The organism is Sphaerimonospora thailandensis, from assembly GCF_016863115.1.
Taxonomy (GTDB): Bacteria; Actinomycetota; Actinomycetes; order Streptosporangiales; family Streptosporangiaceae; genus Sphaerimonospora; species Sphaerimonospora cavernae.
On record NZ_BOOG01000024.1, the window covers coordinates 96,411 to 109,979 of the forward strand.

General features: G+C 67.0%; 4 protein-coding genes. 3 read left to right on the forward strand and 1 reads right to left on the reverse strand.

The window, feature by feature from the left end; translation table 11 throughout:
- Window positions 1-128: 128 nt before the first annotated feature.
- Both Mth01_RS14750 and Mth01_RS14755 read left to right on the forward strand, forming a co-directional pair.
- Window positions 129-10,190, forward strand: a complete 10,062-nt coding sequence (locus Mth01_RS14750; RefSeq protein WP_204016411.1) for a DNRLRE domain-containing protein — start codon at window positions 129-131, stop codon at window positions 10,188-10,190.
- Window positions 10,184-10,531: a hypothetical protein gene (locus Mth01_RS14755; RefSeq protein ID WP_204016412.1), complete on the forward strand. Its 348-nt coding sequence runs from the start codon at window positions 10,184-10,186 to the stop codon at window positions 10,529-10,531. Before Mth01_RS14750 ends, Mth01_RS14755 begins: the two co-directional genes overlap by 7 nt.
- 104 nt (window positions 10,532-10,635) lie before the next feature.
- Here Mth01_RS14755 and Mth01_RS14760 read toward each other — a convergent pair whose 3' ends face one another.
- On the reverse strand, window positions 10,636-12,297 hold the full coding sequence (locus Mth01_RS14760; protein WP_308440801.1) for a reverse transcriptase/maturase family protein: 1,662 nt from the start codon (window positions 12,295-12,297) through the stop codon (window positions 10,636-10,638).
- On the opposite strand from Mth01_RS14760, the gene tnpC reads away from it, so the two are divergent.
- Window positions 12,278-13,569: IS66 family transposase (gene tnpC / locus Mth01_RS14765; RefSeq protein WP_204016414.1), on the forward strand; the 1,292-nt coding region annotated here is incomplete at its 3' end. The genes Mth01_RS14760 and tnpC overlap by 20 nt on opposite strands.

Here is a 13,569-nt window from a genome sequence, read left to right on the forward strand (position 1 = left end):
GTGGAAGAGATCTTGACTCCCGGTTGTCAGCCGCTCATGATCTCCTTTGGTCTGTTTATTCCTGCTTTATGCGAGTGAGCGGCACCGTGTCGTGCCGTGTGCTTCGCATGCCTGCGGAGGAGTTCGGCGTGCCGATTTCGCGTGCCCGGAAGTTGTCGTCCAGCCGGAGGCCCGGCCGTTTTCCACGGTCGTGGGTCGCCGGGCTGGTCGCGCTCGGTGTTTTCGTCGCGGGCATCGGCGTGCCGGACGGGCTGGTCACACAGGCCAGCGCCGCGGCGCACGAGCAGGGGCAGCCGGAGCGCAGCGTGGAGGGGCGGCCGGTCGCGACGCGCGGTCCGGGTGCGAAGGCCGCGGAGGAGTCGCATCGCGCGAAGGCGCCCGCGAAGCCGGTCTGGCCGAAGGGCGGGTCGGCGCGGGTTGACCTGGTGGCGGGCAAGGCAGCGGTGCCGGTGCCGGGGTTGCCGGTGTCGGTTGCGCCGGCCGCCGGTGGTTCGGCTGGTGGGTCGGGAGGCGGGGACGGGTCGCAGAGCGCGGCCAGTCCGGCACCTTCGCCGACCACGTCGCCCATGCCGTCGAAGTCGCGCTTGCCGTCGGCGTCTCCCTCCCAGGAGCAGCAGAAGGCGCAGGAGCCGCAGCGGTCGAACTCGAAGGGGTCGCAGTCGCCTGCGGCGATCCCGTCTCAGGAGCCGGTGAAGGAGTTTCCGGCGTCGGCTGAGGTCAAGGTGTTCGACAACACGGTGGCCCGCAAGCTCGGCGGGGTCGGCCTGGCGTTGCGGGTGACTCGGGCGGACGGCGGCACTGGTGTGGCGGCGGCGCAGGTCACGGTGGACTATTCGTCGTTCCGGCATGCGGGCGGGGGTGGGTTCGCTTCCCGGTTGACGCTGGTGGAGTTGCCGGCGTGTGTGCTGGCCCTGCCGCTGACGGCTGAGTGTGCCAAGCAGCGGGCGGCGCAACGGCGGGTGCTGCCGGTGGTCAACGATGTGAAGGGCGGCCATCTGACGGCCGAGGTCCGGGTGGCGCCCGCCGCCGGGGCCGGTTCTGGAGGGGGTGCGGCCTCGCCGACCGCCGCCCCTGCAGCAGCCAGTGGCGGTGCCGGCGGTGGTGCCGGTGCGGCGCCTGCCGGTGCTGGGGCGGGTGCGTCTGGTGCGGTGCCTGCGGGTGGGGTTGTGTATGTGGTGGCGGCGTCTGCTGCGGCGACGGCGTCGGGGTCGCTGGTGGGGGATTTCTCGGCGTCGCCGTTGAAGCCGTCGGGGACGTGGCAGGCGGGGGCGTCGGGTGGGGCGTTCACCTACAGTTACCCGATCACGGCCCCGCCGGCGCCGTCGGGGGATGCGCCGAAGCTGGCGTTGCAGTATTCCTCGGCGGCGGTGGATTCGCTGACGTCGCAGACCAACAACCAGTCCGGGCTGGCAGGGATGGGCTGGGAGTTGGGCACGGGGTTCATCGAGCGGTCGTTCGTGTCGTGTGCGGGGTATGCGAGCTCGGGCCGGCTGGGGTACAACCCGGCGCAGAAGGGCTGGTCGGACAAGTGCTGGCAGTCGCCGTACTCTTCCGACCCGGCGGCATCGAAGCTGACGTTGTCGGTGGACGGGCGTTCCACCGACATCGTCAAGGACTCCACGGGTGCGTGGCGCACGGTCGAGGATTACGGGTGGAAGATCGAGCCGATCGGCTCGCAGTCGTGGTGGCGGATCACCACGCAGGATGGCACGGTCTACCGGTTCGGTTACAACGAGGATTCCTCGTTGTTGATGTCGTTCATCGGTGACGATGAGGGCGAGCCGTGTTACGAGTATTACCCGGAGCCGGGCAGCGGTTCCTCCACGGTGGAGCAGATCTGTGAGGACACCTGGCGCTGGATGCTGGATCGGGAGGTCGATCCGAAGGGGAATGTGATCGATTACTCCTACGATGTGGAGTACGGGTCCTACTGCACGTCGGCGCTGGGCGGGTGGGATGAGTGCTCCCCGGAGTACGACCGGGCCGCGCATGTGCGTGAGGTGCGTTACGGGCACAACGTCAACGTCGCCGGTTCGACGCCGAGTGCGCGGATCGTGTTCGCGACCGCTGCCCGGGCCTCGGGTGGGATCACCGATGAGCCGGAGTGGTGCAAGGACGGTGACTGGTCGTCGTGTCTGTTCGCCCCGCCGACCTTCGCCACCAGCAAGAAGCTGACCTCGATCACCACTCAGACCTGGAAGGCGGGGGGCGGTTCTGGGTGGGAGGACGTGACCCGGTGGGAGTTGTCGTATCAATGGTTGTACGGCGATGTGCTGGAAGAGCATCCGATCTTGTGGCTGGATTCGATCCGGCAGGTCGGCCTGGCCGGCGGTAGCGGGGCGCAGATCGCGTTGCCGGCGACCACGTTCGATGCGACGTTCCTGGACAACGCCGTCAGCATCTACCTGGATCCGGTGCAGTTCCCCCGGATCGGCGCGGTCGGCAATGGGCTGGGCGGGCGTAGTGAGGTGGAGTACGGCCAGGCCCGCCCGTGCCCGAACCCGTGGCAGTATCCGCCGACCGAAGGCTGGCCCCGCGGGCTGGACTGCTACTTCATCACCACGAGCCAGGAGATCGTCAACGGGACGTGGTACTACACCGGTGAGGTGTACGCGAAGTGGCTGGTGATGTCGGTCACCGACATCGACTTGGTGGGCGGCTCTCCGGAGCAGGTGACCGGCTACTCCTACGGTGGTGACCCGGCCTGGGTGATCTCGGACAATCCTTTGGCGCCGCGTCAGCCGTTCCGGCGTAAGGATTACACCGATTGGCGTGGTTACGGGCAGGTGACCACCACTGTCGGTGATGGCCCGTCGGGTTCGAGCATGACCTCGGCGAAGTTCTTCCGCGGGGTGTCCGGTCAGAGCCTCACCGATTTCGACGGCACCCGTCACAGCGACCGGGTCGAGTTGAGCGGGCGGACGTTGCAGGAGCAGGTCTGGGGCACGAGCGGGGAGGAGAGTTCGACCCGGTATGAGTACGCGGTGACCGTCACCGGCACCGCCCCGGGTTCGCGTAAGCCCTCGCGGGTGGACCGGGTGCGTCAGGTGGGCCGGGAGAAGACCACCACGGGGTGGCGGTACACGGAGGTCAAGACCGCCTACAACGCTGATGGGTTGCCGGTCACGGTCAACGATTACGGCGAACGCGGGGACGGCTCGGACAACACCTGCACCGCGACCACGTATGCGCGTAACACCTCCGGCGGGGCGTGGATGATCTCCTATCCCGCGAGCGAGGAACGGCGCGCGGGGGACGACTGCGCGGCCGGGACGCTGCTGGCGCGCACGGTCACCTTGTATGACGGGGCGACCAGTGAGTCCTCCAACACCCCGATGCGGGGGAACGTGACCGAGTCCCGTGCCTACAGCAGCGAGTCCGATCATGCGGTGACGAAGGCGACGTTCGACGGGTACGGCCGGCCGTTGACGATGACCGACCCGGCGGAGAAGACGACCACCACCGTCTACACCCCGGCCACAGGGTGGCCGTCTGGCGGGGTGATGGTGACCAACTCGCTCGGGCACGCGGTGACGACCTGGTCCTCCCAGTACAACGGGCAGCCGGTCGGCATGCGTGATGTCAACGACAACGATGTGAACATCGACTACGACGTGCTCGGGCGGACGCTGCAGTTGTGGACGCCTGAGCGGCCCAAGTCGGGGGACACTCCGGCGGCGAGGGTCGCCTACACGCTCACCTCCGGTCAGCCGGCCCGGACCAGCGTGTCCCGCCTGCAGTCCGGCACCGGCGACACGGCCACGTGGGTCTCCGCCCACACCTATGTCGATGGGTTCGGCCGCACCCGAGAGGTGCAGACCGCCTCACCGGCCGGCGGGCGGATCGTTCAGGTCACCACCTACGACGGGCGGGGGCAGACGGCCGCGACCTCGGCCCCGGTGCACAACACCGGCCAGCCGGGCTCGGGTCTGCTCAACCCCGGCCTTGCGACGCTGCCGCAGTGGTCCAAGCCGGAGTATGACGGGCTCGGCCGGGTGACCGCGCAGGTGGACATGACCGGCGGCAGCGAGTTCCGCCGTACGACCACGAACTACCTGGGGGCGGACAAGTACGAGGTGATCCCGCCCGTGGGCGGCAAGACGGTGTACTACACCGATGCCGCCGACCAGGTCACCAAGATCGAGGAATGGCTCACCGGGAGTGGGCAGCAGGCTGCTGGCGTTGCTGGCCCGATGCCGCCGGCCTCCTCTCCGGCCGCGTCCCCGACCGCTTCCGCCGCTGCCTCCTCCTCGGCCGCCGCCTCTTCTTCCTCCGCGGCCGGCTCTTCCTCGGCTGCTGGTGCCGAGGCCGGGCAGGCGGCGGAAGCTGAGTCCGTGGCGGCCGGCCCCGCCCCCGCCGCTGCCCCCGCCGGCTCCGCTGCGGCTGGTGGGGCGCCGTCGGCGGAGTTGCAGGCCGCGCGCACCCGCGCCTCAGCAGAGGCGCAGCGGTCGGGTGAGCCGGTCGAGGTGGCCGAAGCCACCGATGAGACGAGCATCACCTATGCCCAGCCGGACGGGAAGACGTTCACCACGCAGGTCAGCGCGGGTCCGGTCCGGACCCGGCGCGGCGGGGCGTGGGTGCCGATCGACACGACGCTGGTCGAGCAGAACGGGACGTTGAAGCCGAAGGCGATCGCCGACGGTGCCGCCGTGGAGGTGTCCACCGGTGGCGCGGGGGCGTTCGTGACGATGAGCGCGGGCGGGCAGGAGTACGCGTTGCGCTGGCCGGCGCCGCTACCCAAGCCGACGGTGAGCGGCAACGTGGCCACGTTCGCCGATGCGGCCGGCAACGGCGCGGATCTGGTCGTGACGGTGCTGCCGACCGGGTTCCGGCATGACGTGGTGTTACGCGAGCGGCCCACAACACCGGTGGAGATCCGCATCGGCGTGCAGAGCAAGGGCCTTGCCCTGTCGGAGAGTGCGGACGGGCGTCTGCTGCTGAAGAACCGCAAGAACGCCAAACTCGTGGCGTCGGCGCCGCAGCCGGTGATGTGGGCCGCCCCGCCCGGCGGCGGACAGGACGCGACCGGCAATCCGGGGAAGATCTCCACCGAGGTGGCCGCCGACAACGACGGCGGGCAGGTGCTGGTGCTCCGCCCGGACGCGCAGTTTTTGGCCGATCCCGCCACGGCGTATCCGGTGACGATCGACCCGACGGTCACGTTGCCGCTCACGACGGATACCACGGTGGTGCAAGGTTCGACGCGTTCCTATGACGGGGACACGACCATCAGCGCCGGGGCCTACACCACGAGCCTGTCACGCGCCTTCGTGAAGTTCGACACCGCCGCCTTGGCGGGTGCGACCGTGCAGGGTGCGACGTTGAAGGCCTACCAGAAGTCGATCAGCAAGCCTTCCACCTGCCCGCGTGCGGGGATCCGCGCCTCGCGGGTCACCGCCGGCTGGGATCCGGCGACGATCACCTGGTCCAATCAGCCTGCTTACACGACGGCGGGTGAGACCCTCACCCTGGAGAGCAACGGTTGCGCGGCCAAGACGTACATGAGCTGGACGATCACCTCGATCGTCCAGGCCTGGGCGTCGGGGACCCCCAACTACGGCCTGCAGCTGCGGGGGAATGTTGAGACCACCTCGGCGGGTTATCAGGTCTTCTTCGACAGCAGCGAGGCCGGCACCGGCCGCGCGCCCTCTCTGAGCGTGACCTACACGATCAACTCCGCTCCGGCGGTGGGGAACCTGTCGATCAGCCCGCTGGCCGGGGCGGACGTGTCGTCGCTGACGCCGACCTTGCACGCGGCCGTCTCCGACCCCGCCGGGGGGAGCCTGCGGGCCGACTACGAGATCGAACACGACCCCGCCCACCCGGGCCAGGGCAGCGGCTCGGTCTGGGCCGGCAGCTCGGCTGCGGTCACGCCGGGCAGCGACGCTGTCGCAGAGGTTCCGGCCGGGAAACTGGCCGACGGGTGGCACATCCGCTGGCGGGCCCGGGCCACCAATACCGGCACGTCTGTGTCCTCGGCCTGGTCGGACTGGCAGACCGCCACCATCACGGTGCCGGACCCGGCCGTGGACCAGTTGCAGGTCACCCCCTCCCAGGACGTGTCGGGGGAGACGGTCACCTCCAGCCTCACACCGGCGCTGGCCGCCCGTGCCACCACCCCGGACGCGGCGGCCTCCCGGGTGGAGTTCGAACTCGAGCACGACCCCGCCGCCCCGGCAGGCCAGGGCACCGGCCAGATCTGGACCGCCGGAGCCGATGATGTGGCCTCCGGCACCCAGGCCACCGTGACCGTGCCGGACGACACGCTCGCGGACGGGTGGAAGGTCCGCTGGCGGGCCCGCGTCATCGCTCCGGGTTCCAACGCCTCGGTCTGGAGCGAGTGGCAGCCGCTGACGGTGAAGGTCCCCGCCGCCACCGTCTCCCAGTTGCAGGTCACCCCGTCCCAAACCGACGGGCAGACCACCACGATCACGTCGCTGACCCCGCACCTGCTGGCCACCGTCACCGACGCCTACGGCGCGGCGCTGCGGGCCGAATTCGAGATCGAGCACGACCCGGCCGACACGCAGCATGGCACCGGCCAGATCTGGGCCGGCGCGGTCGATGACGTGGCCTCCGGCACCCAGGCCTCGGTGGAAGTCCCTGGTGGGAAGCTGGCCAACGGATGGGGCGTGCGCTGGCGGGCCCGGGCGGTCAACCCGGCCACGCAGGTGGCCTCGGCCTGGTCGGACTGGCAGACCGGCACGGTCAACGCCGGCGATCTCCCCTCCGAACCCGGCGTAACCGCGCTACAGGTCACCCCCGCCCAGGTCGTGGACGGCACCACCGTCACCAGTTCGCTGACCCCGCAGTTGCTGGCGCAGGTCACCGACCCCGCCGGCGGCACCCTGCGCGCCGAGTTCGAGATCGAGCACGACCCCGCCGCACCGGCGGGTCAGGGCAGCGGTCAGATTTGGGCCGATGCCGCCGACAACGTCCCGGCAGGGACCCAGGCATCGGTGACCGTCCCCGAGCAGACGCTGAGTGAGGGCTGGCTGGTGCGCTGGCGGGCCCGCGCCGTCGCCGGTGACACGGCCTCGGCCTGGTCGGACTGGCAGACCTTCCGCGTGGACCGGCCCGACCCCGTGCTCGGCACCCTGCAGGTCGTCCCCTCGCAGCAGGTCGACGGGACCACCGTGGCGTCGTCGTTGACGCCGCAGCTGCTCGCCCAGGTCACCGACCCCGCCGGCGGCAAGGTCCGGGCCGAATTCGAACTCGAACACGACCCCGCCGACACCGAGCACGGGACGGGCTCGATCTGGACCGGTGCGGTCGACGACGTCGACTCCGGCGCCCAGGCCACCGTGACCGTGCCGGATGGGAAACTGTCGGATGGGTGGAAGGTCCGCTGGCGGGCCCGCGCGCTCACCCCTGGCGGGACGTCGGCCTGGTCGGACTGGCAGCCGTTCAGCGTGACCGACGCCGCACAGGCCCCTGCGGTCAGCGACCCGCGGATCCAACCCGCCACCGGGGAGACCACCACCACGCTGACCCCCTCCCTGCTGGTCATGGTCACCTCCGCCCAGGACGGCGGGCAACTCGGCGCCGAATTCGAGGTCGAGCACGATCCGGCCGACACCGCCCACGGCACCGGGGGCATCTGGACCGGCACTGCCGGCAATGTGACCTCCGGAGCCGACGCCGCCGTCACCGTCCCCGCCGGCACGCTCAGCGACGGCTGGAAGATCCGCTGGCGCGCCCGCGCCGTCAAGGGCGCCCTCCGCTCGGACTGGACGTCCTGGCAGACGGTCACCGTCACCGTCCCCGACTTCTACACCACCACCTACGCCTACGACCGCGACGGCCGGATGACCAAGCAGGTCGACGCGAACGGCAACGTCCGCACGTTCACCTACGACCTGCTCGGCCGCCGCACCGCCGCCCACGACCCCGACGCCGGCAACTCCCAGCAGGCCTACGACGCAGCAGGGCACCTGCTGTGGGCGACCGACGGCAAGGGCCAGAAGGTCTCCCACACCTACGACGACCTCGGCCGGAAGACCGCCACGTGGTCAGGTGAGCCCGTCTCCGGGACCAAGCTCGCTGAGTGGGTGTATGACACGGCCGTCAGAGGCAAGGGGCAGCCGGCCTCCGCCACCCGGTACGTAGACGGCAACGCCTACATCGACGCGGTCACCGGGTACGACAGCATGGGCCGCCCGACCGGCTCCACTCTGACGATTCCGTCCTCGGAGGGACTGTTGGCCGAGACGTACACTTTCGCCACCAGCTACACCATCACCGGTAAGGTCGCTACCTACACCATGCCATCCGTCGGCGGACTGCCCGCCGAGATGGTGATGTCGACTTACACCGGTCTCGACCTGCCTGAGGGAATGACTTCGAACCTCGGCGGCGGGTTCACCTACGTCGACTCCACAGCCTATTCCCCTACTGCTCGTCTGGCTGAACGTGCGTACGGAATGAATGGAAAGATCAAGCGGACGTTGACATGGGATGATGCCACGGGGTGGGTGAAGCGGGTCACCACCACAACTAAGGCGGACACTAGCAGCCCTATCGTTAGCCAAGACGACCAATTCTCCTACGATGTTTCTGGGCAGATTACCCGCATTCTGGATGCCGCCTCCGCCGCTGGGGGGAGCACCGGCCAGTCTGAGTGCTTCACCTACGACGGCCTGCGCAGGTTGTCCCAGGCCTGGACCACCACTGCCGCCGCCTGCGGGACAAGCACGGCATCAGTCGACAACCAGGGCATCGACCCCTACACCCTGTCCTACACCCATGATGGGGCCGGCAACATCACCTCCATGACGTCCGACGGTCAGACCGCCACTTACACCTATCCTCAGGCAGGGACATCGGCGGTGCGGCCCAACGCCGTCACCTCAATCTCCCGGCCCAGTGGCACGGACCTCTACGCTTACGACGCCGCTGGCCAACTGACCTCCCGCACTGTCGCCAGCAAGAACGGCACCTTCACCTGGAACGAACTCGGCCAACTGGAGAAGGTCACCATCGACGGTCAGGACACCACGATGGTCTACGACGCCAATGGTGAACGCCTTATCCGCCGTGACCCGGGTGGCAAGACCACCCTTTACCTCGGCTCTATGGAGATCGAGGCCAATGGTAATGCCATTACCGGCAAGCGCTACTACACCACCCCTGACGGTGCCACGATCGCCATCCGTATCGGCAGCGACGGCGTCACCTGGTTGATGGCCGGCCTGCACGGCTCCACCCAATTCGCCCTCAACGACACGACCGGAACCGTCTCCCGCGAACGCTACCTACCCTTCGGTCAGCGCCGCGGCACCGACAACCTCCCCTTCACAGACCGAGGCTTCCTCGGCAAGGTCGAAGACGACTCCACTGGCCTGGGCTACCTGTCCGCGCGATATTACGACCCGGTCATCGCCAAGTTCATCTCCACCGACCCGCTCTTCGACCAGCGAAAGCCGCAATGGATTAATCCCTACAGCTATGCAGGAAACAACCCCATTGGTCTGTCCGATCCTAGTGGGCTGCAGCTTGTGGAGCTAGAGATTACTTGCAAAACTACAGCGTTTAGCAAATATTCTGTGACGCGCGAATGTATGACTGCGCAGCACGAAGATCTGATAGCTGCAGCTTCAAAATATCACGTAAAGGATGCGCCAGAGTGGACCGATGCAATGGGTGCGTATTATGGATGGCTCAAAAAGACGGGGCAGCATAAAAAGGCGAAGAAGTATGTTGATGAATTCAAGGAGCGATACGTGAAAGCCTATAGGGACGTCATCAATGCGGCGGCCAATAAGTATGGGGTGCCAGCGAGTCTGCTGGCTGCTATCCTCTACGAGGAGGTAGGTGGAGACCCACCGATCATCGATGATTTAGTTTATTTTAAGCGGAAGTTGCTGGATGGTGATAAGGTGGCCAGAAAGACAACCTTTGGTGATGTTTCCATGAGCGTCGAGACTGGGTTGGAGACCCTGGGATATGATCCGAATAAACCACCCTCTGGCGCGATCGGAAAAGTGTTGGATTCTATCGAGGATCCGATACAAGGCATCTTTATGGCCGCCAATCGGCTGCATGACCTCAATGCAGGAAAGGGCTGGTCGGAGAAGGCGGCTTTCAGGACGGCCAATGGCTATAATGGATACGATGCGGCAGGGAAGGGCGCGCAATACGCAAGGCGTGTGATGAATAACCGTAAGCGAATGGAGGGCTTTCTGTGGTAGATGATTTCTCGTCGACATCGAAGGGTGTAGATCGAGGCCCGGTACCAGGATTCGCCCAGGTGTTTAGAGCTGCGTCGTGCATCGTAATGTGGGTTATGGCGATTCTTGGGATGTTCTTCGCTTACATCTTCGATGTTCGTGACTACAATGGTGACAGTGAAATTCCTGATCCGATCGATTCGGATATGATCGCTGCTGTTCAGGTCCTAGCGGTTTTCAGTTCTATCTTCGCGACGATTGCGACTCTAATTTATCGCAAGGTGAAGATGGTCTGGGTGCCGTACTGTATTCTTCTCGGTATTGGGATATTCAAGCTGGTAAGTCTGGCCTCAGTGCACTGACCGGGTAAGCCACGTGCCGAGGTTCCTGTTGAACAGGTCCTTTTGCGCGTGGCTTCCCTCCGAACCCCGCGGGCCAGTTTCCCGGCACGAGGCTCTCCAGTGATCTACGCCGCGTTCGCGGACGGATGCCCGTTGTGGATGGCTTCGTGGCAGGGCTGGCAGACCACAAGGGTCTTGCGTCGCATCCGTGCCATGAGAGCCGCCCACGCAGGCAGGTCTGTTCCGGATCTGGTGAGCTGTGCGAGTTTGCGGATCTGGTGGACTTGCACCTTCGCCACTTCCTCACACAGCTCGCACCTGCCCCTGCGGAGCCGGATGGTCAGCTCTTTCCTGGGGTAGGGCACCGGCTGGATGACACGGTCGATAAGGACCGCTGTCTTCCTCCGTGCAAGGGGTATCCCGCCGAACCGGGCGACCAGTGGCTGCTTGCCGTCACGCTCGACGCGGGCTTCGAAGCACGTGCGTATCCCGTTCGGCGTTTGGATTTTGGCCCTGTATTTGGCCGCGATCTTCGACACCGTAGAGGAGTGCTTGGCCGCCAGCGTTTTGAGCATCGACGTCTCTGCTACCCAGCGCAGCCGGGTGAGCCTCCAGACGTCGGTGGCCAGCAGGTAGTACTGGACGATGCCCCGGTATTGGTCCCCGTAGGTCTTGACGATGTCGTAGTCGTCGAGGTTGTGCAGGGCGGTCCTGGCTTCGGGTTTGCCGTTGCGCAGGTAGGGGGCACATTTCGCCTTGATCACGTCGTGGGGCACGCGTAACGCGATCACGCCGTTGGCCGATCGGCGGCCTCGGGTGATCTTTTGGTCGGCGTGCTGGGTGACGATCTCGTAGCCGAGGTAGCGGGCCGCCCGGGTACGGGCGTGCGTGATCAGCGTCTTGTCGGCGTTGAGTTCCAGCTTGAGTTCCTCACGCAGGAACCTGGCCAGCTGATCTTTGATCTGCTCGGCTTCGGCTTTCGGTCCGGTGAATCCCAGGAGGTGATCGTCGGCGTAGCGGGAGTACCTCAGCCGCCGGTAGCCGGGATCGTCAGCGTCTTGGCTGGGGATGCGGCGCATCCGCTGTTGCAACTGCCGGGCTTGCACCCGGTCGCCGCGCCGGCGAGCGCGTCGCAGCGCCTGCCTGATCCTGTTGTGCTCGGGGTTGGTTTTCCGGAGCGTCCCCTGGGTGTATCGCGGGATGAGAACCGTCTCGACGTAGGTGTCCAGTTTGTGCAGGTAGATGGAGGACAGGATGGGCGATACGACACCGCCTTGCGGTGCGCCGCTCAGTGTGGCGTTCCACCGCCAGTCTTCCAGGTATCCGGCTGTTAGCATGTTGCGGATCAGCCGCAGGAACCGGTTGTCGTGGATCTTCTCCGCGAGAATCTTGATCATCACGTTGTGATCGAGAGACCCGAAGCAATCGGAGATGTCTCCCTCGATGAACCAGGTCGTGCCGTTCCAGGTGGTGGCTATCTCGCGTAGTGCGGTGTGACAGCCCCTGTTCGGGCGGAACCCGTGGGACCGGTCGGAGAACTGCGGTTCGTAGTACGCCTCAAGCAGCAGGCGCACGACTTCGCCGACCAGTTTGTCCGACCGTAAGCATTCGGTGATCCCGTGGAGGGATAGGGCCGCGGTGCCTGCGTGATGTGACGGGGACGTCGGCGGCTGCGCCTTGCTGCCGCTCGCCGGGAGTGGGCGGTCTGGGGCGACACGCCGGTTTTGGTGCGTGATGTTGTGCTGGTGATGGTGTGTCCTTGGCTGTGTGCCCCCCGCGCAGACGATCGACGACGCCGATGTTGCCTATTGGCGTGCCCGCGCTGAGCGGGCTGAGGCGCGGATCGAGGAGCTGAGCGAGCAGGTCGCGGTGCTGTCGCGGATGTTGTTCGGCCGGTCCTCGGAGAAGAAGGAGAACGCCCCGGCGCCGGACGGTGTGGGCGGGGCCGGTGAGCGGGATGCGCCCGACGGCAGTGACGGCGGCAAGGGCGCTCGCAGGCGGCGGGGGCAGCGGCCGGGGAGTAAAGGGCACGGGCGGCGGGACTACTCCCATCTGAACACCCGCGAGGAGATCCACGACGTGCCCGAGGACCAGCGGTGTTGCCCGGGGTGCGGGGCCGGTTTCGAGTTGTTGGGGTATGAGGACAGCGAGCAGATCGACTGGCAGGTGACGATCACGCGGATCGTGCACCGGCGGCGCCGCTACAAGCGCGCCTGCGCCTGTCCGGGCGCGCGGACGGTGGTCGCGCCGGTGCCGCCGAAACCGGTCGCCAAGGGCCGGTTCACCGCGCACTTCCTGGCCCGGCTGTTGTATGAGAAGTACGTGCTGGGCCGTCCGCTGCACCGGATCGCGGTCGCGTTGGCCGCCGACGGCTTCGACGTCGCCGAGGGCACTTTGTCGGGGGCGCTGAAGGACGTGCACGCGCTGCTGGCCCCGCTGACCGAGGCGATCGCCGCGCGCAACGCGGCCGCACACCATGTGCACGCCGATGAGACCAGCTGGCGGGTGTTCGAACGTGTTGAGGGCAAGGACGGGACCCGCTGGTGGCTGTGGGTGTTCATCGCCGATGACACGGTGGTGTTCACGATGGACCCGACCCGCTCGGCCGTGGTGCTGGAACGGCATTTCGGCATCAGCCGCGCCGATGGCGCGATGTCGGCCGGCCGCCGTCTGGTCGTGTCGTCGGACTTCTACACCGTCTACCAGTCGCTGGCCCGCATGGAGGGCGTGGATCCGCTGTGGTGTTGGGCGCACATACGCAGGTATTTCATCCGTGCCGGGGACGCCCACGTCCAGTTGCGGTACTGGCGTGACCAGTGGATCGAACGGATCGCCGTGCTGTACACGGCGCACCGGGCCATGGCTGAGGCGACGCCCGGCAGCGCCGAGCACCGCGACGCTGTCGATGCCTTCGACGCCGCTCTTGATGCGATGGGCGCCGCCCGAGCCGAGCAGGGTGCGATCTACAGTCTGCACCCGGCCGCCAAGAAGGTGCTGGCCACGTTGGACCGTGAATGGGACGGCCTGGTCCGTCACCGCGACTTCCCCGACATCGCGCT